Below are 21,896 nucleotides of genomic sequence, written 5' to 3'. Positions count from 1 at the left end.
TCCAGAGGGAAACGACGTTTGAAGGAGGGTTCTACCCATGATCGAAATCGAAAAGCCGAAAATAGAAACCGTAACTCTTAGTGAAGATGGCAGCTACGGCAAATTTGTCGTAGAGCCATTGGAGAGAGGCTACGGGACTACGCTTGGAAACTCGCTTCGCCGCATTCTGCTGTCATCTCTGCCGGGCGCTGCTGTAACGTCCGTGCAGATTGACGGCGTTTTGCATGAGTTCTCGACCGTTCCGGGTGTGATGGAAGACGTTACGGAGATTATCCTGAACCTGAAGGGACTGTCCCTTAAGATTCACTCCGACGAAGAGAAAGTGTTGGAGATTGATGCTGAGGGTGAAGGTGCTGTCGTAGCTGGAGATATCCGCGGGGATAGCGATGTAGAGATTCTGAATCCGGATCTGCATATTGCTACTTTGTCGTCAGATGCCCGGCTCCACATGAGAATTCATGCAAACCGGGGTCGCGGCTATGTACAGGCGGATAAGAATAAGAAGGAAGATCAGCCTATCGGCGTCATCCCGATCGATTCGATCTACACTCCAATCACCCGTGTCAACTACAGCGTCGAAAACACTCGCGTCGGCCAGGTGACCAACTATGACAAACTCACCCTCGAAGTCTGGACCGATGGAAGTATTCGTCCTGAAGAAGCGGTAAGCTTGGGCGCTAAAATCCTAACGGAGCATTTGATGCTGTTCGTTGGCTTGACTGACGAAGCGAAGGATGCAGAAATTATGGTGGAGAAGGAAGAGGACAAGAAGGAGAAGGTTCTCGAGATGACTATCGAGGAGCTGGATCTTTCCGTTCGTTCTTATAACTGCCTGAAGCGTGCCGGCATTAACACGGTACAAGAATTGATTACGAAAACCGAAGAAGACATGATGAAGGTTCGTAACTTGGGTCGCAAATCTCTCGAAGAAGTACAAGAAAAGCTCGAAGAGCTTGGCTTGGGACTTCGGATGGAAGACTAGGCCTCCTAGCTACGCTTCCTCATGATCAAGCAGAAGGAGGTTTGCAAACATGGCAGCATATAGAAAGCTGAACCGTGATTCCAGCTCGCGTAAAGCGTTGTTCCGCGATCTGGTAACGGATCTGTTCATACATGAGCGCATTCAAACAACCGAAGCAAAGGCGAAAGAATTGCGCTCCATCGCAGAAAAACTCATCACACTCGCAAAGCGCGGAGATCTCCACGCTCGTCGTCAAGTAGCTTCCTTCGTTCGTCGTGAAGCTGCTAACGAAAACCAAGATGCGATTCAAAAGCTGTTTTCCGATTTGGCTCCTCGCTACGCTGAGCGCCAAGGCGGTTACACACGCATTTTGAAGCTGGGCCCTCGTCGCGGCGACGCAGCGCCTATGGTATACTTGGAGCTAGTTGATCGAGCTTAAGAAGAACGGGGAAAGGGTGGACGGAATCGTTAGATTCCGATGAAGCCCTTTTTTTTGTAATTTTTTATCCGAAGCTCTATCTTTGGTTCGTATTCACTGCGGGGACTTTCTATTTAGCTAGGGGATACAGTGGTTTACCTAAGGCATGGAGGCAAGCCGTGAGAAATATTTGCATGACGGTAAGCTATGACGGAACGGCGTATAACGGCTTTCAAGTTCAACCGGGTCTGAATACGATTCAGGGCCATTTGGAACACTCGATCAAACTACTGACGGGTGAGGACTTGAAAATTACGGCATCCGGAAGAACGGATGCGGGAGTACATGCCCGTTACCAGGTGTTTAATTTTATCACGCAATCCCAGATTCCCTTGAAGAATTGGTGTTTAGCAGTGAACACCAGACTTCCTGACGATATCCGCGTATGGAGTGCGAAGGAGGTTCCTCTCGAATTTCATTCAAGACGTTCGGCCAAGAGGAAAACGTATCGTTACACCATTCGTCACGGCAGATACCCGAATCTGTTTCTCCGGCATCTGGAATATCATCACTATGCTCCTTTGGATGTAGAGGCGATGAGAGAGGGGCTGCAGCACCTCGTAGGCGAGCATGATTTCACCTCGTACTGTTCCCCCCTTACCGCACCGGAAAAAACAAGAATCAGGACCATCTACGAGGCGAGGATTGAATGTGAGCCTGTAGATCCGGCATGGAATTCTTATGCTATGCATATCTATTTGACCGGTAACGGTTTTTTATACAATATGGTGCGTATTATCGTTGGTACGTTGCTTCAAGTCGGGCAGGGGAAACGCTCCAGTGAGGAGATGCGAACGATTCTGGAGGGGAAGAGCCGCAAGCTGGCCGGACCGACTGCAGTTGCTCATGGTTTAATGCTATGGGAAGTATTTTACGATGAGGAAGCAATAAGTCCTTGAAAAGTCCAGAATAATGTAGTAAAATATCACTTGGTGTTTCTTGATCGGCTATCCCACGGCCCCGGGTCTTGAAACCGAACTGTATCAACTATTATGAACCATGATCGATATAGATTTAGGAGGAACATATTTCATGCGTACCACATACATGGCGAAGCCAAATGAAGTAGAGCGCAAATGGTACATCATCGATGCTACCGATAAGACCCTGGGCCGTCTGGCAAGTGAAGCGGCAAGCATTATCCGCGGCAAGCATAAGCCACAATTCACTCCGCACGTTGATGCAGGTGATTTTGTAATCATCATCAATGCAGAGAAGATTCATCTGACTGGTAAGAAACTGCAACAGAAGAAGTACTACAACCACTCCCTGTACTCGGGCGGTCTGAAAGTAACTACAGCTCAGGATATGATCAAGAACAAGCCTGAGCGTGTTCTGGAGCATGCGATCCATGGTATGCTTCCAAAAAATCGTCTCGGTAACGCTCTGAAGACGAAGTTGAAAGTATATGCAGGCGCTGAGCATCCGCATCAAGCACAACAACCAGAAGTTTGGGAACTTCGCGGTTAAAATAAAGGGAGGACTGTTTTGTGGCACAAGTACAATATTATGGCACTGGTCGTCGTAAGCACTCGGTAGCACGCGTTCGTTTGGTACCGGGCGAAGGCCGTATCGTTATCAATAAGCGTGAGTTGGATGAGTATTTTGGTTTGGAAACACTGAAGCTGATCGTAAAGCAACCATTAGCGTTGACTGAAACTATTGGCAAATATGATGTACTGGTTATCGCTCATGGTGGCGGTATTTCCGGACAAGCTGGAGCAATCCGTCATGGGATCTCCCGCGCACTCTTGAAGGCTGACCCGGAATTCCGCGGTTCCTTGAAGCGCGCAGGCTTCCTGACGCGTGACCCACGGATGAAGGAGCGTAAGAAGTACGGCTTGAAAGCCGCTCGTCGTGCGCCTCAGTTCTCCAAGCGTTAATTTTTCGATACCAGAAGAAACCTTCTTGCCTATATGGCGGGAAGGTTTTTTATTTTTGAAAAAAATCATAGTCACCTTTTCAAATGTTGAGAAATACAATAGGGTAGTGCCTATGAGAAAAATTTGATTTGACAAAAAGTAGCCACCGACTATAATTTATACTAATACAAACAAATCACATGATCATACTTGGATTTATTTTATAGGAGGCCTAATTCCATTATGAATTTATTTGAAAAGGAAAAGTTAATTAACACAGCCGCTGAGGAATTTGAAACCAAGAGTCCGCAGGAGCTAATTGCTTGGGCCGTAGAGAAATTCCCTAATATCACATTGGCTTGCAGCTTTGGTGCTGAAGATGTGGTGCTCGTTGATATGCTGCAGAAGATCAGCCCGAAGACGGATATTTTTTATCTCGATACGAACGTTCACTTTCAAGAAACCTATGAGACACGTGACCGACTTCAGCAGCATTATGGCGTTGAGTTCGTCCAAGTGCTCCCTAAGATCACTTTGGAAGAGCAGGCAAGTCAATTCGGTGACGAGCTGTGGAAATCCAATCCGAACCAATGCTGTAACATTCGGAAGGTAGATCCTTTGACGGACATTTTAAAAAATTATGATGCTTGGATTACAGGTATCCGCAGGGATCAAGCGCCTACTCGCGCCAATGCGAAGAAGGTTGAATACGATGTAAAGTTCGGGCTTGTCAAGTTCAACCCGATTGCCGACTGGACTTCGGAAGATGTATGGAACTATATCCGAAATAATAACATCATCTATAACCCACTTCATGATAACCACTACCCTAGCATCGGCTGCTCCCATTGCACTCGCCAAGTAATGCCTGGTGAGGACCCAAGAGCAGGACGTTGGTCCGGTCACGAGAAAACGGAATGCGGTCTTCATAAATAAGCGAAAGCTATATGGAGGGGTAAGTGAAATGGCAGAAACCATTCTTCCGCATGGCGGAACATTAATCAATCGGGTTGCTGAAGGAGCTCAGAGAGAACAGCTTCTTGAGCAAGCCAAGAGCTTATATCAGCTGAAGATTAATGCTTGGACGATCTCCGACTTGGATTTGATCGGCGTTGGTGCCTTTTCCCCACTTACTGGCTTCCTAGGTGAAGAAGATTATCGCTCGGTAGTAGAACGTATGCGTCTTGCTAACGGCACAGTATGGAGTATTCCCATTACTTTAGCTGTTGAAGCTGATGTTGCCTCTAAGCTTCAGGAGGGGCAGCAAGTGGCTCTTGTAGGCGAGAACGACGGCGTTGTGTATGGTATTATCGACGTACAGAGCATCTACCAAATTGACCAAAAGAACGAAGCAGTGAAAGTATTTAAAACAGACAATGAGACCCACCCGGGAGTACAGAAGTTGTTTACGAGACCATCGACGTATGTAGGCGGACCGATTCAGGTGCTGAACCGGCCCAAGCCGGAGAAATTCGAGGATTTCTACTTCGACCCTGCCAAGACAAGGGAGATCTTTTCAGCTAAGGGCTGGAAAAGAGTTGTAGGCTTCCAAACAAGGAATCCGGTACACCGCGCTCATGAATATATTCAGAAATGCGCTATGGAAATTGTGGACGCCCTCTTCCTTAATCCGCTGGTAGGGGAAACCAAATCGGATGATATCTCCGCGGACGTACGGATGCGCAGCTATTTGGTCCTGCTTGAGAATTACTATCCGAAGGATAGAGTGTTCCTGGGAGTGTTTCCCGCGGCAATGCGTTATGCAGGTCCGCGGGAGGCGATTTTCCATGCCATGGTACGTAAAAACTACGGCTGCACCCACTTTATTGTGGGCCGGGATCATGCAGGTGTAGGCGACTACTACGGAACATATGAGGCACAAGAGATCTTTAGCAACTTTACAAGCGACGAGCTCGGAATTACACCGCTTTTCTTCGAGCATAGCTTCTTCTGCACCAAATGCGGGAATATGGCCTCCAGCAAAACTTGCCCGCACGACAAAGCGGATCATATGCATCTCTCCGGTACGAAGGTAAGAGCTTTGTTGCGTAACGGCCAATGCCCGCCGCCTGAATTCACTCGTCCGGAAGTGGCCAAGGTGCTGATCGAGGGCATGAAGGAACCTGAGTACCACGTATAAGCACTAAGGTATAATTGTCCACCCTGTCCCATATAGATGAGTATTGACTCTATGGGATGTGAGGTGGATTTTTTCATGTTCGGAAGGAAGAAAAGGGTCGTCGTCTGGTTAACGGCTCACAGCGGTTTAAAGCTGGCTATGTCAGCTATGCTGATAGCCTTAATGGTATTCATGTTTACGTACGAGCTGCCTGCAACGAAAACTTGGACCTATTGGACGATGCCGCTCTCCGGCAAGACGATTGCGCTGGATGCGGGTCATGGCGGCCCTGACGGGGGCGCATCAAGCAAGGATGGAGTCATTGAAAAGGACATTAATCTTGCCATTACGCTGCATCTGAGAGACTATCTGCAGCAGGCCGGGGCCATGGTTGTCCTCACCAGAGAAGAGGATAAGGATTTGGCCGACCCGAATACGAAGGGATATAGCAAACGAAAGACGGAGGATCTGCTAAAGCGGGCGGAATTTATTAATCAGAAAAAGGCCGATTTGTTCTTGAGCATTCACATGAACGCGATCCCTTCCAGCAAATGGTCCGGCGCACAGACGTTCTATACCTCCAACCATAAAGACAATCGAACCTTGGCCACACTAGTTCAGGAGGAAATAAAGCGCAATTTGAAAAATACGGACCGGCTCGCGAAACCGTTGGACAATGGAATGTACCTGTTGAAAACCCTTCAAATGCCGAGCACTTTAATCGAGGTCGGTTTCCTTTCCAATCCTGAGGAGTCAAGACTGCTAAGAGACCCTGCGTACCAAAAGAAGGTAGCTGCCTCCATCTATCAGGGGATCTTGCGATACTACTCAGGCGAGAAGGTTAGCGAAAGTTAATTTTGTGGTATAATACTCCTCAGGAATGAGTACATACAATGGCTGAGGTGACGGTGTGGTTACAAGAGAGCAATTATTAGAAGCAATCGGACATATTCAAGATATCGAATTTGGCGTTCCGCTAACTGCATTGTACTTGGTGCGTGACATCATGGTGAAAGGGGATCATGTGTCCGCGACCGTTATCCTTTCAAAGGACGATGAGAATTATAAAAATCAATTGCACCACGATATTACGAATGCCTTCCTAGAGGTGGGCGCCGGCAATGTACATCTTCGGTTTCGGGTGATGTCGGATTACGAGCGGAATGAAGCGGCTAAGAGAAAACAAGAGGTAACGAGCGAACCTGCACCTGCAGCGAAAGCACAGTCCATTCTGGACCCGGGATCCGGTGTTTCCTTCATCGCCATAGCAAGCGGTAAGGGCGGAGTAGGGAAGTCGACGGTTACTGTAAATTTAGCCGTGGCTTTAGCCCGGCTGGGCAAAAAGGTCGGTTTGGTGGACGCGGATATTTACGGTTTCAGCGTACCGGATATGATGGGGATCGAAGGGCGTCCGAATGTGGTAGAAAATCGGATTATCCCTGTTGAGCGCTTTGGTGTCAAAGTAATTTCCATGGGCTTCTTCGTCGAAGAGAATACCCCTGTCATATGGCGTGGACCTATGCTGGGCAAAATGCTCCGCAACTTCTTCAACGAAGTGGAATGGGGAGAGCTGGATTATTTGCTGCTTGACCTGCCGCCGGGTACCGGTGATGTGGCATTAGACGTGCACCAGATGATTCCGCAGAGTAAGGAGATTATTGTTACGACACCTCATGCGACGGCTGCTTTCGTAGCCGCCAGAGCAGGCGCTATGGCACTCCATACCGACCATGAAATTCTAGGGGTAGTAGAGAATATGGCTTATTATTCCTGCTCCTCCTGCGGCAATAAGGATTATATCTTCGGCCGCGGCGGCGGCGCTAAACTGGCGGAAGAGCTGCATTCCCAGCTATTAGCGCAAATTCCTTTAGGCGTACCGGATAACCATGTGTCGGAACCGGATTACAGCCCATCTGTTTATAAAGCGGATAGTGCTACGGGACAGATTTACTTGGATATGGCACGTCAAGTTATTGAAAAAGCATAGCTCATAAAAAAGGACTGGCTCGGGGCCAGTCCTTTTTTTCATGAGCTTAAGAAGATTCCTCTTTCTTCTTTTTCTCGTCTCCACCGCCATCGCCGCCACTATCGGATCCGCCGCTGGAGCCGCCACCTTGGCTTCCTCCGCCACCGCCTTGGCCTCCGCCACCTTGACCTCCACCGCTTTGACCGCCGCCGCCGCCCTGGCCTTCACTGCCGCCACCTTGACCGCCGCCGCCCTGGTCACCGCCTTGGCCACCGCCTTGGCCGCTTTGCATAGATTTCGGCTTGGATTCATTCTCTAAGACCTTCTTCATCAGGTTCATCATTTCAACCCGGAAGAGAGGGCTTTGTAACGATTCCTGAATAGCCGTTTGCATTTGTTGTTTGTACTGCGGACTCTTCATCGTGTCAAGCAGCATGGCTTGAAACTCCGCACCCTTCATAGCATTTAATAATTGCACTTGGTATTCAGGATCCTTCATCAAATCCTTTTGCAGCTGCTTCGTTTCCTTTTGGATCGCCTTGGCGAATTGACCGGCGAACAGTGGATCTGTGATCATGTTGTTCAAAAACTTTGTACTGTTCGTATCCACCAGCACATCTTTTACTGCAAGCTGAAGCTGCCTTGTATCACCTGCTGATAACATTTGTATTTTTGTATTGTTCCTGGTGTTGGCATCTTGAATGGCCTTGATCCCGTCTTCTGTCTTAAGAATATCGAGTACCATTGATTTGGTTTCCTTATAGCCGCCGGCACCATTGGTCGTTGAGGCTTGAGTGTCGGAGCCGCAGGCAGTCATAAGACACACCATTGCAAACGCAGGCACAAGTCTGACCCATTTGGCTTTCATCAGAACAAGGCTCCTTTCCTTCTGTTTGTACTTAGTATGGATTAAGAGGACTTGTTTCAATCAAGCCTATATTGGCTTTTTCAGGTGAAGGTTGGTACAATTAAGTGTTGATAAACGAGTCTATGGGGGTACATAAAGTGACATTGCGTAAATGGTTTTATTTGTTCTGGACAACGTTGGTTATCGGTTCCATAGCTGCGTTAGCGGCAGGGCTACTATTACAGGCAACTGATCAAAGTATGACACTGGCCGGCAAGGAAATAGGGTTTAACATGATTAACATGCTGCTGGCCGGAGCTACCATAAGTGTGTTAAGCCAGATGGGCTTTTTTGCTTATTTGATCGTCCGCTTTATTATGATGGGAATGATCAGGAACAAGCTGACCTGGGATTTAATCCAGTTGATACTGGTAGGGATTGTGTTAGTTGACTTGGTGTACTTCCGCTACACTGGCTCTACCGGGCAAGAAGGCTGGGCCATCTTTCTAGTGCTTCCAGTTACTTTAGTAGTCCTGTCTTGGATCGTTGCCGCCCGAAAGGTAAAAATAACGAATAAATCGGCTTGGATTCCGACATTTTTCTTTCTTGTGTTTGTAACGGCATTGGAAGCTTTGCCGTCCATCCGTTTAAACAACGCAGCCTCCACCTTTTTTATGCTGGTCCCCTTATATCTTTGCAACGTATGGCAAATTTTAATCCTTACGAAAATTGTAGAAACCAAAAAAGAGCCGGTGTAACGGCTCTTCACTTTTTACGTATATAGTTTCAATGGATTCGTTTCATGGTTTGATCTTCAACGGGAGGCTTGTTATCCACTGTGGTCTGCTTCATAAGCTCACTAACGGAAACAAACTCATAGCCTTTAGCGCGGAGCTCATCGATAATTCTAGGGAGAGCCTCGTGCGTCTGCTTGGACGAATCGCTGGCATGCATCAGAATGATGTCCCCGGGATGAGCCTTAGATACGACACGATTGACAATAGTATCGACACCCTTGTTCAGCCAATCCTGCGAATCGGTATCCCACTGCACAACGGTATAATTCAGCTCGTTAGCGATACGAAGCACGCGCTTGTCGAAATCTCCATTCGGAAGTCGAATGAGGTTAGGTGCTTTTCCGGTAACCTCACCGAGGATCTGATGGGCCGTCTGAATTTGCGTGCGGATTTCCTCATCGGTCAGGCTGCTGTAATTCACATGTTTGTGTCCGTGGCTGCCGATTTCCCAACCGCCCTGGGTTATTTTGCTTACAATGTCCGGATGGCTCTTGCTCCAAGGAGAAGATAAGAAGAAGGTCGCCTTGGATACTTTCTTATCCTGAAGCACTTTAAGAATGGGCTCTGTGCGCTTCTCACCCCAACTGATATCGAAGGTCAGAGCCACCAATTTTTTATCGGTCGGTATACTGTAGATGGCGGCAGGAGTGCTTGGGGAGAACACAGTGACATTCTCTCTCTCGGAATACACGATACCAATGGCGAATACAAAGGCTACGACAATGATGAGGGCTTGTTTAAGTTTTTTTCCGTTCATTACATAAAAATAATTCACGTTCCCTGTCCTCCTTATGCCTAACGTCAAGAAAGGCTTGTTTTCATTATCTGATACTAAAATGTATGCTCGTACCATCAACATATGCTCACTTATTTAGAAGGGGGAACGGCCGACAATGAATTTATCCGCTGCATTAGCGCAACTGAAGGTTATGAAGCATTACTTAATTGCATCCGCACTTGTATTTGTGATCGGGATTGTATTGGGAGCGACCAGTTCCGAGCAATTTCAGGCATTTCTCGACGCACAGCTCGCAGCTCTTAAACAAATTTCGAAGGCAGTAGAAGAAACGGAGCAGCCGCAATGGACACTGTTTTGGGTCATATTTTGGAACAATGCGTCGAAATCACTACTAATTATCGCGCTTGGGGTTTTTATAGGTATTTTTCCCCTTTTCTTTCTAATCGGGAACGGGCTTCTTTTGGGATATATCGGGGCAGTCAGTGTTAAGCAGGATTCCTTATGGGCGCTGATCAAAGGGATCGTTCCCCACGGCATTTTGGAAATTCCGGCGATTATCGTGGCCAGTGCGTTAGGGCTGAGACTGGGTCTCTTGATCCTCAAAAATCTATTCGCGTTAGTAAGCCCGGCACGTTCTTCCAAGTCGAGGGAGCAGCTGAGGGTATTTATGAAGTCCTTGGTTCCTTTAGCCATAATGCTTGTCGTCATCTTATTTTTAGCGGCTGTAATTGAAAGCACCGTTACCCTCTGGCTTGTTAAGGGTTAAAAAAATCTTCCTACACAGACTAATAAAATATCCAAAATCTGTGCATAACAGTAAGGCATAACACTGATTTGGATGAATAAGGCATGCATAAAAGCCCAGAATTTACTGAAACCATGAACAACGAGCTTTGATGGTATGCCTTTTTTGTTGTCTGTTAAGATGAAGATTTGGTTATTGAAAGGGGCCGCCAAAGGGATGATTGGTTTTCTATTTAATGAGCGTGAGTGCAGAGAGCTTGATTACGTGCTTCGCAAGGAATTGGACGAAATGCTCTTTGATCTTAACGATAAAAGAATCGATACCGACATAAAAACAGCGATTGAGTCCCGTTACAAGGTAATCTTCCGTATGTACGCACGACTTGCTTCGCCTAAGGAAATCTCGAGATATGCAAGAAATCGAATGCAACATTAAAGATTCTTTATCGAGGGCTTGACTTTTAAGATTGGTTTGTGATAAATTATTTTTCGTTCGCTAAACGGACAAGCATTCGCAAGGATGCTTGACTCATTTCCAAGTATTTCTTTAAAAAAAAGTACTTGCAATTATATAGGCGAATGTGATATATTAATAAAGTCGCCGCTGAAACGGTTGACAACAAACGACAGTAATTGCCCTTTGAAAACTGAACAACGAGAGAGTGAAAATAAAACGAATCTTCGGATTCGTGCTAGCTTTGAATGAGCAAGTCGAACTTTACTTTGTTGGAGAGTTTGATCCTGGCTCAGGACGAACGCTGGCGGCGTGCCTAATACATGCAAGTCGAGCGAGGGTCTTCGGACCCTAGCGGCGGACGGGTGAGTAACACGTAGGCAACCTGCCTGTAAGACTGGGATAACTACCGGAAACGGTAGCTAAGACCGGATAGATGGCTTCTTCGCATGGAGGAGCTTGGAAACACGGCGCAAGCTGTGGCTTACAGATGGGCCTGCGGCGCATTAGCTAGTTGGTGAGGTAACGGCTCACCAAGGCGACGATGCGTAGCCGACCTGAGAGGGTGATCGGCCACACTGGGACTGAGACACGGCCCAGACTCCTACGGGAGGCAGCAGTAGGGAATCTTCCGCAATGGACGAAAGTCTGACGGAGCAACGCCGCGTGAGTGATGAAGGTTTTCGGATCGTAAAGCTCTGTTGCCAGGGAAGAACGTTCCGGGGAGTAACTGCCCTGGAAATGACGGTACCTGAGAAGAAAGCCCCGGCTAACTACGTGCCAGCAGCCGCGGTAATACGTAGGGGGCAAGCGTTGTCCGGAATTATTGGGCGTAAAGCGCGCGCAGGCGGTCTTTTAAGTTTGGTGTTTAAGCCCAGGGCTCAACCCTGGTTCGCACTGAAAACTGGGAGACTTGAGTGCAGGAGAGGAAAGTGGAATTCCACGTGTAGCGGTGAAATGCGTAGAGATGTGGAGGAACACCAGTGGCGAAGGCGACTTTCTGGACTGTAACTGACGCTGAGGCGCGAAAGCGTGGGGAGCAAACAGGATTAGATACCCTGGTAGTCCACGCCGTAAACGATGAGTGCTAGGTGTTAGGGGTTTCGATACCCTTGGTGCCGAAGTAAACACAGTAAGCACTCCGCCTGGGGAGTACGCTCGCAAGAGTGAAACTCAAAGGAATTGACGGGGACCCGCACAAGCAGTGGAGTATGTGGTTTAATTCGAAGCAACGCGAAGAACCTTACCAGGTCTTGACATCCCTCTGAATGTCCTAGAGATAGGGCAGGCCTTCGGGACAGAGGAGACAGGTGGTGCATGGTTGTCGTCAGCTCGTGTCGTGAGATGTTGGGTTAAGTCCCGCAACGAGCGCAACCCTTGATTTCAGTTGCCAGCATTGAGTTGGGCACTCTGAAGTGACTGCCGGTGACAAACCGGAGGAAGGTGGGGATGACGTCAAATCATCATGCCCCTTATGACCTGGGCTACACACGTACTACAATGGCCGGTACAACGGGCAGCGAAGGAGCGATCCGGAGCGAATCCTTAGAAGCCGGTCTCAGTTCGGATTGCAGGCTGCAACTCGCCTGCATGAAGTCGGAATTGCTAGTAATCGCGGATCAGCATGCCGCGGTGAATACGTTCCCGGGTCTTGTACACACCGCCCGTCACACCACGAGAGTTTACAACACCCGAAGTCGGTGGGGTAACCGCAAGGAGCCAGCCGCCGAAGGTGGGGTAGATGATTGGGGTGAAGTCGTAACAAGGTAGCCGTATCGGAAGGTGCGGCTGGATCACCTCCTTTCTATGGAGTCCATGATGGCTGCAGGCCATCGGACATAAACTCACTCTCCTCGTTGTTCAGTTTTGAAAGGTGCAATGCCTTTCAAAACTCTTGTTCCTTGAAAACTGGATATCGAAACAAAGCAAAATGTCGAAACATCTATACGATGTGATGATTGAGCGCATGCGAGATCATCGATCTTTTAGCTGCTAGTGAGAATGTCTTGAGTTTGGAGTGACTTTGTGCGTAGCGCAACGGAACGGAGAACCAAGATCATTCGAACGATTGGTTAAGCTAATAAGAGCACACGGAGGATGCCTAGGCACCAGGAGCCGAAGAAGGACGTGGCGAACGACGAAATGCCTCGGGGAGCCGTAAGCAGGCTTTGATCCGGGGATGTCCGAATGGGGGAACCCGCGTGAGGTAATACTCACGTACCACACAGTGAATACATAGCTGTGTAGGAGGCAGACGAGGGGAACTGAAACATCTAAGTACCCTCAGGAAAAGAAAACAAAAGTGATTCCGTCAGTAGCGGCGAGCGAAAGCGGAACAGCCCAAACCAAGGGGCTTGCCCCTTGGGGTTGTAGGACGTCAATGTGAGTGCAGGTTGGTAGGCGAACAGGTCTGGAAAGGCCGGCCAAAGTGGGTAACAGCCCCGTAACCGAAAGCAACCGAGACTCTAGACGGATCCTGAGTACGGCGGGACACGTGAAACCCCGTCGGAATCCGGCAGGACCATCTGCCAAGGCTAAATACTCCCTGGTGACCGATAGTGAAGCAGTACCGTGAGGGAAAGGTGAAAAGAACCGCGGGAGCGGAGTGAAAAAGAACCTGAAACCGTGTGCTTACAAGAAGTCAGAGCTCGTTAATGAGTGATGGCGTGCCTTTTGTAGAATGAACCGGCGAGTTACGTTTACGCGCAAGGTTAAGGTGAGAAGCCGGAGCCGCAGCGAAAGCGAGTCTGAATAGGGCGAATAAGTACGTAGACGTAGACCCGAAACCGTGTGATCTACCCCTGTCCAGGGTGAAGGTGCGGTAACACGCACTGGAGGCCCGAACCCACGAATGTTGAAAAATTCGGGGATGAGGTGGGGGTAGCGGAGAAATTCCAATCGAACTCGGAGATAGCTGGTTCTCCCCGAAATAGCTTTAGGGCTAGCCTCGGGTGATGAGTCGCGGAGGTAAAGCACTGATTGGGTGCGGGGCCCGCCAAGGGTTACCAAGTCCAGTCAAACTCTGAATGCCGCAGACTTTAACCCGGGAGTCAGACAGTGAGTGCTAAGATCCATTGTCAAGAGGGAAACAGCCCAGATCATCAGCTAAGGTCCCCAAGTGTGTGTTAAGTGGGAAAGGATGTGGAGTTGCAAAGACAACCAGGATGTTGGCTTAGAAGCAGCCACCATTGAAAGAGTGCGTAATAGCTCACTGGTCGAGTGACTCTGCGCCGAAAATGTAACGGGGCTAAACACACCACCGAAGCTATGAGTCCAATTATGGGCAGTAGGGGAGCGTTGTAACAGCGGTGAAGGTTGATCGTGAGGACAGCTGGAGCGGTTACAAGTGAGAATGCCGGTATGAGTAACGAAAAGACAAGTGAGAATCTTGTCCGCCGTAAGCCTAAGGGTTCCTGAGGAAGGTTCGTCCGCTCAGGGTAAGTCGGGACCTAAGGCGAGGCCGAAAGGCGTAGTCGAAGGACAACAGGTTGAAATTCCTGTACCACCGTGAACCGTTATGAGCAATGGGGTGACGCAGAAGGATAGTGACGCGGACTGATGGATGTCCGTCCAAGCAGCGAGGCTGGTTAGTAGGCAAATCCGCTAACCGTAAGGCTGGGCTGTGATGGGGAGCGAAATTCAAGTAGCGAAGGTCATGAGTTCAAGCTGCCAAGAAAAGCCTCTAGCCAGGGAGAAGGTGCCCGTACCGCAAACCGACACAGGTAGGCGAGCAGAGCATGCTAAGGCGCTCGGAAGAACTCTCGTTAAGGAACTCGGCAAAATGACCCCGTAACTTCGGGAGAAGGGGTGCCTCGGTAGGGTGAATAGCCCGAGGGGGCCGCAGTGAAAAGGCCCAAGCGACTGTTTAGCAAAAACACAGGTCTGTGCGAAGCCGCAAGGCGAAGTATACGGGCTGACGCCTGCCCGGTGCTGGAAGGTTAAGGGGAGCGGTTAGGAGCAATCCGAAGCTGTGAACCGAAGCCCCAGTAAACGGCGGCCGTAACTATAACGGTCCTAAGGTAGCGAAATTCCTTGTCAGGTAAATTCTGACCCGCACGAATGGCGTAACGACTTGGGCGCTGTCTCGACGAGAGATCCGGTGAAATTTTAATACCTGTGAAGATGCAGGTTACCCGCGACAAGACGGAAAGACCCCATGGAGCTTTACTGCAGCTTGATATTGGACTTTGGTACGATCTGTACAGGATAGGTGGGAGCCTAGGAAGCCGGAGCGCCAGCTTCGGTGGAGGCGCCGTTGGGATACCACCCTGATCGTATCGGAGTTCTAACCTGGCACCCTGATCGGGTGCGGGGACAGTGTCAGGTAGGCAGTTTGACTGGGGCGGTCGCCTCCTAAAGAGTAACGGAGGCGCCCCAAGGTTCCCTCAGAATGGTTGGAAATCATTCGAAGAGTGCAAAGGCATAAGGGAGCTTGACTGCGAGACAAACAGGTCGAGCAGGGACGAAAGTCGGGCTTAGTGATCCGGTGGTACCGAATGGAAGGGCCATCGCTCAACGGATAAAAGCTACCCTGGGGATAACAGGCTTATCTCCCCCAAGAGTCCACATCGACGGGGAGGTTTGGCACCTCGATGTCGGCTCATCGCATCCTGGGGCTGAAGTAGGTCCCAAGGGTTGGGCTGTTCGCCCATTAAAGCGGTACGCGAGCTGGGTTCAGAACGTCGTGAGACAGTTCGGTCCCTATCTGTCGCGGGCGTAGGAAATTTGAGAGGAGCTGTCCTTAGTACGAGAGGACCGGGATGGACGTACCGCTGGTGTACCAGTTGTCTCGCCAGAGGCACGGCTGGATAGCCAAGTACGGAAGGGATAAGCGCTGAAAGCATCTAAGCGTGAAGCCCCCCTCAAGATGAGATTTCCCAGTATGTAAGACCCCTTGTAGACGACGAGGTAGATAGGTTCGGGGTGGAAGCGCGGCAACGTGTGGAGCTGACGAATACTAATCGGTCGAGGGCTTATCCTATAAAGCATATGACATTTGCTGAAGTTTCGAATCCAGTTTTCAAGGCGCAAGCCTTGATGGATAATTTCTAACGAAAAATCCGGTTTGGTGATGATGGCGGAAGGGAACCACGCGTACCCATACCGAACACGACCGTTAAGCCTTCCAGCGTCGATGGTACTTGGACCGAAGGGTCCTGGGAGAGTAGAACGTCGCCAAGCATTATTCCCTGATAGCTCAGTTGGTAGAGCACTCGACTGTTAATCGAGTTGTCACAGGTTCGAGTCCTGTTCGGGGAGCTTGCTTCCATAGCTCAGTAGGTAGAGTGCATCCATGGTAAGGATGAGGTCACCGGTTCGATCCCGGTTGGAAGCTTTTCGGCCCGTTGGTCAAGGGGTTAAGACACCTCCCTTTCACGGAGGTAACAGGGGTTCGAATCCCCTACGGGTCATAGCAACACCCTTTAATGAGAACCCATGGGTTCGTCGGAGCATAAGCTTCGATAGCGATACTTCGCAGTCTCATCACGCAGTGATGAGTATCCCCTACGGGTCATAGCAATACTTGGAGGCTTAGCTCAGCTGGGAGAGCATCTGCCTTACAAGCAGAGGGTCGGCGGTTCGATCCCGTCAGCCTCCACCATATGCCGCTGTAGCTCAATTGGTAGAGCAACTGACTTGTAATCAGTAGGTTGGGGGTTCAAGTCCTCTCGGCGGCACCAGTATTGTTGGGGATTAGCCAAGCGGTAAGGCAACGGACTTTGACTCCGTCATGCCTAGGTTCGAATCCTAGATCCCCAGCCATGCTTCAAGAGCCATTAGCTCAGTCGGTAGAGCACCTGACTTTTAATCAGGGTGTCGTAGGTTCGAGTCCTACATGGCTCACCAGTTTCATAATGCGGAAGTGGCTCAGTGGTAGAGCATCGCCTTGCCAAGGCGAGGGTCGCGGGTTCGAGTCCCGTCTTCCGCTCCATAACATATGTGCCCTTAGCTCAGCCGGATAGAGCGTTTGACTACGAATCAAAAGGTCGGGAGTTCGAATCTCTCAGGGCACGCCATTACAGCTTCATACTTTATACTACGGGACGTAGCTCAGCTTGGTAGAGCACCTGGTTTGGGACCAGGGGGTCGCATGTTCAAATCGTGTCGTCCCGACCATCGTCTGCGGGTGTAGTTCAATGGTAGAACTCCAGCCTTCCAAGCTGGTAGCGTGGGTTCGATTCCCATCACCCGCTTATCGTAAGCTCTTATGTCAGTTATTGGCATAGGGGCTTTTTTCATTTCGGGGTTTCGCTAGGGGATAAATTGGATAAATATAGGCAGGAGAATTTAAAGACACCAAATCTGGCAATTATTTTTGTAAACAATTTTGCACTTCAACGTGAAAAAGGACTACATCGTTCCGCCAGGATGTGTTAAAATACTCATTATGATTAGTAAGGATGGAGGAAAACCATGTCGGATTCAGTCACAATTTTAAACAAAAACAATTCGAACAATTTGTTGCGCAGGGATGTTCGGTTTTTGGGCCATATCCTCGGCGAGGTTTTGGTTCATCAAGGCGGCAACGAGCTGCTTGTCATCGTAGAGAAAATAAGAGAGATGAGCAAAACGCTTCGTGCCCAATTCACACCTGAGCTGTTTGCAGAATTTAAGGAAACGATTAATGCATTAGCACCCGAAATTCGTCACCAGGTGATTCGGGCTTTTGCCGTATATTTTCAGCTTATCAATATTGCCGAGCAAAATCACCGGATTCGCCGTAAACGCGACTATGAACGCACTGCCGGAGAGAATGTGCAGCCGGGCTCAATCGAGGATATCATTCGCGGTCTGAAGGCGCAAAATATTCCTGCAGATGAGGTTCAGGAGATTCTGCAAGGTATTTCCCTGGAGCTGGTCATGACAGCTCACCCAACGGAAGCGACGCGCCGTGCCGTACTGGACATTCATCAACGTATCGCGAAAGATGTAATGGAGCTGGATAATCCGAGCTTGACCTTCCGTGAAAGAGAACAGCTTCGGGAGAAGCTGCTTGGCGAAGTCATTACGCTATGGCAAACGGATGAGCTTCGTGACCGTAAACCAACCGTTATCGATGAAGTACGTAACGGGATGTACTATTTTGACGAGACCCTGTTTGATGTTCTGCCTGAGGTATACCAAGAGCTTGAGCGCTGCCTCAGTAAGTACTATCCGGAGCAATCCTGGCATGTGCCGGTGTTCCTGAAGTTCGGTTCGTGGATCGGCGGCGACCGTGACGGTAATCCTTCGGTAACCTCCAACATCACTTGGGAGACACTCTCCATGCAGCGGAAGCTGGCGATCAGCAAGTACGCTGAGCTTCTGCAGGAGTTGCTTGGACACATGAGCTTCAGCAAGAATATCGTTGAAGTTACTCCGGAGCTGCTGGAATCAATTCAAAAGGACCGCGATAGCATCGATCTTCGTACGGATGAGTGGCGCAATGAGAAGGAACCTTACCGCATTAAAGTGAAATACATGATCGAAAAGATCAACAATGCGGATAACGCGAGCCTTGCTAATAACCGTAAGTACAATAATCCGAATGAACTGATTGAGGACTTGAAAATCATTGAACGCAGCCTGCGCAATCATTATGCGGATTTTATCGCCGATTCCTATGTTACGAAGCTGATACGTCAGGTCGAGCTATTCGGCTTCCATCTGGCCAGCCTGGACGTAAGACAGCATAGTAAAGAGCATGAAGCAGCCATGACAGAGATTCTTGCCAAAATGAGTCTTTGCGAAAACTATTCAGCCTTGTCCGAAGAAGAGAAGGTACAACTGCTGACAGAGGTTCTGAATGAACCGCGTCCGATCACTTCGCCTTACATGCAATACTCTGATTCTACGAAGGAAACTCTTGATGTATATCGCGTCATTCAAAGGGCACAGCAGGAGTTCGGACGGAATTGTATTTCGACCTACCTGATTTCCATGACTCAAGCGGCAAGCGATTTGCTGGAGGTACTCGTATTCGGCAAAGAAGCCGGTTTATACTTGCACAATCCAGATGGATCGATCACTTGCACGCTTCAATCTGTTCCTTTGTTTGAAACGATTGACGACCTGCATGCCGCACCGGAGATCATGACCACACTGTATCAGATCCCGGCATACCGGAACAGCCTTGTCAGCACGAATCATCTGCAAGAGATCATGCTTGGCTATTCGGACAGTAACAAGGACGGCGGCGTGATCACAGCGAATTGGGAGCTGCGCGTAGCGCTTCGCAGCATAACGGCTGCAGCGAAGAAATTCGGCGTGAAGCTGAAGTTCTTCCATGGTCGCGGAGGAGCTTTAGGACGCGGGGGCATGCCTCTGAATCGCAGTATTATGGCTCAGCCGGCTGATACGATTGGCGGCGGCATTAAGATTACCGAGCAAGGGGAAGTCTTGTCCTCGCGTTACTCCATGAAGGGGATTGCATACCGCAGCTTGGAGCAAGCGACATCGGCTTTGATCACCAGCGCGCTTAGCGCCCGGAATCCTCAGGTTGACCCTTCCGAGCCGGCTTGGGATGCCATTATGCGTGATATTTCCGAGAAAGCGCAGCAGAAGTATCAGGATTTGATTTTCCGGGACGAGGACTTCCTGACGTTCTTCAAAGAATCGACGCCGCTGCCGGAGATCGGCGAGCTGAACATCGGCTCCCGCCCTTCCAAGCGTAAGAACAGTGACCGTTTCGAGGATCTGCGAGCAATTCCATGGGTATTCGCCTGGACACAAAGCCGCTATCTGCTTCCGGCATGGTATGCAGCGGGTACGGGCCTTTACAGCTACTATCAGAACAACCCTGAGAATCTCAACGTATTGAAGGATATGTATCAGAACTGGTCATTCTTCCGTTCGCTGATTGACAATCTGCAGATGGCTCTCGCCAAGGCAGACCTGCTTATCGCGAAAGAATACGGGAATATGATCAAGAATTCCTCGGTTGCTGAACGTATTTTTAACCTGATTCAGGAAGAATATGACCGTACCTCGCAGCTGATTCTTCAGATTACCGGACAGCAGGAAATTCTCGATAACGTACCGGTCATTCAAGAATCCATTCGTCTGCGTAACCCATACGTTGATCCGCTTAGCTACATGCAGGTACAGCTGCTTACAGAGCTTAGAGGACTTCGTGAGCAAGGAGACGACGATGCTCTTCTGCTCCGGGAGGTTCTGCTGACCATTAACGGAATTGCTGCAGGTCTCCGGAACACCGGTTGATTTCAGCGGTTAGTAATAACTATGTATAAACCGGGTATCTCGCTAAAACAGGGGATGCCCGGTTTTCTTTTTTGATTCTTTGGTATCTCCTTGGAGCACACTATGTTATACATCAGGCCGAGTGCCGCATGCAGGATTGAAACCAAAACAGCTATAAAGCCGTAGGAATGTTTAAAATGGAAATAGCCAGTATAGGTATGGAAATGCCTTGACCGCGGCAGACCGGTAATTTTCTTCCGCATGAGTATGTACAGATGGGGTAATGGTTTGGTATGCTCTTACTATTGGCAGGAGTTGTGCTAGCTGAAAGTGAAGCGGCATCCTGACGAATCCGCACCTTATCCCATAAGGTTGTAGCGGATCTTGGAGGTAGATGGGTGATTTCGATGGACACCAGGCTCGCCAAACTAGCCAGAAGCGGTGACCGCGCCGCTTTTGAAGAATTGGTGGAGCTGTATAAGGATAAGATTTATCATTTGGCATACCGGATGCTGCATAACCGCCATGAGGCGGAGGAGATCGTGCAAGAGACGTTCATGCGCGTATATACGAATCTGGACCGGTATGATGAACAGCAGAAGTTCTCGACCTGGATCTACCGCATCGGGACAAACCTGTGTATTGACCGGCTGCGGAAGAAGAAGGCGAGCTACTCGCTGGATGCGGAGCTGAGCGACGGCGAAGGGGGAGACTGGTACGCTACCCTAGCGAGCCAGGATGCTGGGCCTGAGGATCAGGTTACACTATCTGAAACGCAGCAGCAGATCCGGGATTCGATCGAAACCTTGCCGGAGAAATATAAGGCGATCGTAATATTGCGGTACCTTCAGGATTTCTCCTTACAGGAAATTAGCGATACGCTGTCTATGCCTGTGACGACGATTAAAACGCGCTTACACCGGGGACGTGAATTTTTACGGAAAAAGTTGGAGGCTATTTTGTAGTGGAAAAATTGCATTCCGTTGAAACATTCGCCCGAATCAATCGTATGGTAATACACAAGTGTAATTTGACAGAAGAAAGGAGGGGCTCATGATGAATTGTAGAGAAGCCCTCCCGATGCTGCATCAATATTTAGACGGTGATTTAGAGGGTCAAGAGAAGAAGGCTCTAAAGGAGCATCTCCTTGCTTGCATGGATTGCCGCAGACGGCTGCAGCAGCTGGAGAAGGTAGAGGCTTTGGTACAAGCATGGCCATCACCGCAGGTCCCGGAAGGATTGACGGAGCGCATCATGAGCGCACTGCCTCCCGAGAAGCGGAGAGGCTCTTGGTCCCGCTGGTTTCGGAAGCATCCGGCGGCATCGGTGGCTGCTGTCTTTTTCGTCGTGATGATGGGCAGCTTCCTAACCATGTGGGATAATGACCAAGAGCTGATCGTGAAGGGAACAGATCTGCAATCCGTTGTCATTCAAGGGGATACGGTATATGTTCCGGCAGGTAAGACCGTTGCAGGGAATTTGACGGTCGAGAACGGAAAGCTGGAAGTAGAGGGAGACATTCGTGGGGACATCACAGTGATTGACGGAAGAATGAATCTGGCCTCGACGGCTCATATCTCCGGACAAGTAACCCAGATCGACGAAGCCTTCAGCTGGCTGTGGTTCAAGACGGGGCAATTGATTACTCAACTTTCCCAAACGAAATAGGTCGAGCGACCCAATTTTCATAAACTCTCCCTAAACTATGGTAGAAAGGGAGGGTTTTTTGTTGCATTTATGGTATGATGA

The 21,896-nt window shown here is 49.4% G+C and carries 17 protein-coding genes, 11 tRNA genes and 3 rRNA genes; 29 read left to right on the top strand and 2 right to left on the bottom strand.

Annotated elements, in window-relative coordinates; genetic code table 11:
- Positions 1-37: 37 nt before the first annotated feature.
- The 9 genes from RAC89_RS10290 to RAC89_RS10250 all read left to right on the top strand — a co-directional run bounded on the left by RAC89_RS10290 (position 38) and on the right by RAC89_RS10250 (position 7,407).
- The gene (locus RAC89_RS10290; RefSeq protein WP_284642602.1) at positions 38-982 is read left to right on the top strand and encodes a DNA-directed RNA polymerase subunit alpha; all 945 of its coding nucleotides are present in this window, start codon (positions 38-40) and stop codon (positions 980-982) included.
- Between the two features lie 49 nt (positions 983-1,031).
- Positions 1,032-1,400, top strand: coding sequence for a 50S ribosomal protein L17 (gene rplQ, locus RAC89_RS10285; RefSeq protein WP_284642599.1), 369 nt, complete (start codon positions 1,032-1,034; stop codon positions 1,398-1,400).
- 158 nt (positions 1,401-1,558) lie between these two features.
- Positions 1,559-2,338 carry a tRNA pseudouridine(38-40) synthase TruA gene (truA, locus tag RAC89_RS10280; RefSeq protein WP_306613377.1) on the top strand — a complete coding sequence of 260 codons (780 nt, stop codon included), beginning with the start codon at positions 1,559-1,561 and terminating at the stop codon, positions 2,336-2,338.
- A 133-nt stretch (positions 2,339-2,471) separates the two neighbouring features.
- Positions 2,472-2,909, top strand: a complete 438-nt coding sequence (rplM, locus tag RAC89_RS10275) for a 50S ribosomal protein L13 (protein WP_284642595.1) — start codon at positions 2,472-2,474, stop codon at positions 2,907-2,909.
- Between the two features lie 20 nt (positions 2,910-2,929).
- Positions 2,930-3,322 (top strand): 30S ribosomal protein S9, encoded by a 393-nt coding sequence (gene rpsI / locus RAC89_RS10270; RefSeq protein ID WP_284642593.1) that lies wholly within the window; start codon positions 2,930-2,932, stop codon positions 3,320-3,322.
- 222 nt (positions 3,323-3,544) lie between these two features.
- Positions 3,545-4,237: a phosphoadenylyl-sulfate reductase gene (locus tag RAC89_RS10265; RefSeq protein ID WP_306613373.1), complete on the top strand. Its 693-nt coding sequence runs from the start codon at positions 3,545-3,547 to the stop codon at positions 4,235-4,237.
- Between the two features lie 28 nt (positions 4,238-4,265).
- Positions 4,266-5,441 carry a sulfate adenylyltransferase gene (gene sat / locus RAC89_RS10260; RefSeq protein WP_306613371.1) on the top strand — a complete coding sequence of 392 codons (1,176 nt, stop codon included), beginning with the start codon at positions 4,266-4,268 and terminating at the stop codon, positions 5,439-5,441.
- Positions 5,442-5,516: 75 nt separating this feature from the next.
- Positions 5,517-6,275, top strand: coding sequence for an N-acetylmuramoyl-L-alanine amidase CwlD (gene cwlD / locus RAC89_RS10255; protein ID WP_306613369.1), 759 nt, complete (start codon positions 5,517-5,519; stop codon positions 6,273-6,275).
- A 55-nt stretch (positions 6,276-6,330) separates the two neighbouring features.
- Positions 6,331-7,407, top strand: a complete 1,077-nt coding sequence (locus RAC89_RS10250; protein ID WP_306613367.1) for an Mrp/NBP35 family ATP-binding protein — start codon at positions 6,331-6,333, stop codon at positions 7,405-7,407.
- A gap of 46 nt (positions 7,408-7,453) precedes the next feature.
- Here the strand turns inward: RAC89_RS10250 and gerD are convergent, their stop codons facing one another.
- Positions 7,454-8,254: a spore germination lipoprotein GerD gene (gerD, locus tag RAC89_RS10245; protein ID WP_306613366.1), complete on the bottom strand. Its 801-nt coding sequence runs from the start codon at positions 8,252-8,254 to the stop codon at positions 7,454-7,456.
- A 137-nt stretch (positions 8,255-8,391) separates the two neighbouring features.
- Between gerD and RAC89_RS10240 the strand changes: the two genes are divergently transcribed.
- Positions 8,392-8,991 carry a KinB-signaling pathway activation protein gene (locus tag RAC89_RS10240; RefSeq protein ID WP_306613365.1) on the top strand — a complete coding sequence of 200 codons (600 nt, stop codon included), beginning with the start codon at positions 8,392-8,394 and terminating at the stop codon, positions 8,989-8,991.
- A 28-nt stretch (positions 8,992-9,019) separates the two neighbouring features.
- Here the strand turns inward: RAC89_RS10240 and pdaB are convergent, their stop codons facing one another.
- Entirely contained in the window at positions 9,020-9,805 is a 786-nt protein-coding gene (gene pdaB, locus RAC89_RS10235; protein WP_306613364.1) for a polysaccharide deacetylase family sporulation protein PdaB, read from the bottom strand.
- 118 nt (positions 9,806-9,923) lie between these two features.
- Between pdaB and RAC89_RS10230 the strand changes: the two genes are divergently transcribed.
- The 19 genes from RAC89_RS10230 (at position 9,924) to RAC89_RS10140 (ending at position 21,815) form a co-directional block, all read left to right on the top strand.
- Positions 9,924-10,535 (top strand): stage II sporulation protein M, encoded by a 612-nt coding sequence (locus RAC89_RS10230; RefSeq protein WP_306613363.1) that lies wholly within the window; start codon positions 9,924-9,926, stop codon positions 10,533-10,535.
- A gap of 195 nt (positions 10,536-10,730) precedes the next feature.
- Entirely contained in the window at positions 10,731-10,949 is a 219-nt protein-coding gene (locus RAC89_RS10225) for a hypothetical protein (RefSeq protein WP_306616080.1), read from the top strand.
- A gap of 287 nt (positions 10,950-11,236) precedes the next feature.
- Positions 11,237-12,771, top strand: a 16S ribosomal RNA gene (locus tag RAC89_RS10220).
- Between the two features lie 266 nt (positions 12,772-13,037).
- Positions 13,038-15,948, top strand: a 23S ribosomal RNA gene (locus RAC89_RS10215).
- An 83-nt stretch (positions 15,949-16,031) separates the two neighbouring features.
- Positions 16,032-16,148, top strand: a 5S ribosomal RNA gene (gene rrf, locus RAC89_RS10210).
- Together the 16S, 23S and 5S rRNA genes with 11 tRNA genes alongside form the textbook arrangement of a ribosomal RNA operon.
- A 5-nt stretch (positions 16,149-16,153) precedes the next feature.
- Positions 16,154-16,226: transfer RNA gene (locus RAC89_RS10205), tRNA-Asn, on the top strand.
- A 3-nt stretch (positions 16,227-16,229) separates the two neighbouring features.
- A tRNA-Thr gene (locus RAC89_RS10200) sits at positions 16,230-16,302 on the top strand.
- A 4-nt stretch (positions 16,303-16,306) separates the two neighbouring features.
- A tRNA-Glu gene (locus RAC89_RS10195) sits at positions 16,307-16,378 on the top strand.
- Between the two features lie 115 nt (positions 16,379-16,493).
- Positions 16,494-16,569, top strand: a tRNA-Val gene (locus RAC89_RS10190).
- Positions 16,570-16,572: 3 nt separating this feature from the next.
- A tRNA-Thr gene (locus tag RAC89_RS10185) sits at positions 16,573-16,648 on the top strand.
- Between the two features lie 7 nt (positions 16,649-16,655).
- Positions 16,656-16,730 (top strand) — tRNA-Gln (locus RAC89_RS10180).
- 8 nt (positions 16,731-16,738) lie between these two features.
- A tRNA-Lys gene (locus RAC89_RS10175) sits at positions 16,739-16,814 on the top strand.
- A 10-nt stretch (positions 16,815-16,824) separates the two neighbouring features.
- Positions 16,825-16,899: transfer RNA gene (locus RAC89_RS10170), tRNA-Gly, on the top strand.
- 8 nt (positions 16,900-16,907) lie between these two features.
- Positions 16,908-16,984 (top strand) — tRNA-Arg (locus RAC89_RS10165).
- Positions 16,985-17,007: 23 nt separating this feature from the next.
- Positions 17,008-17,084 (top strand) — tRNA-Pro (locus RAC89_RS10160).
- 6 nt (positions 17,085-17,090) lie between these two features.
- A tRNA-Gly gene (locus RAC89_RS10155) sits at positions 17,091-17,161 on the top strand.
- Positions 17,162-17,381: 220 nt separating this feature from the next.
- On the top strand, positions 17,382-20,168 hold the full coding sequence (gene ppc / locus RAC89_RS10150) for a phosphoenolpyruvate carboxylase (RefSeq protein WP_306613361.1): 2,787 nt from the start codon (positions 17,382-17,384) through the stop codon (positions 20,166-20,168).
- Between the two features lie 386 nt (positions 20,169-20,554).
- The gene (sigW, locus tag RAC89_RS10145; RefSeq protein WP_373430015.1) at positions 20,555-21,112 is read left to right on the top strand and encodes an RNA polymerase sigma factor SigW; all 558 of its coding nucleotides are present in this window, start codon (positions 20,555-20,557) and stop codon (positions 21,110-21,112) included.
- An 88-nt stretch (positions 21,113-21,200) separates the two neighbouring features.
- The gene (locus RAC89_RS10140; protein ID WP_306613358.1) at positions 21,201-21,815 is read left to right on the top strand and encodes a zf-HC2 domain-containing protein; all 615 of its coding nucleotides are present in this window, start codon (positions 21,201-21,203) and stop codon (positions 21,813-21,815) included.
- The last annotated feature ends 81 nt before the right edge of the window (positions 21,816-21,896 follow it).

Source organism: Paenibacillus sp. GD4 (genome assembly GCF_030846225.1).
Classification (GTDB): Bacteria; Bacillota; Bacilli; order Paenibacillales; family NBRC-103111; genus Paenibacillus_G; species Paenibacillus_G silviterrae.
Note: the sequence above shows the minus strand (reverse complement) of the source record. Positions and strands in the feature narration are given on the sequence as shown.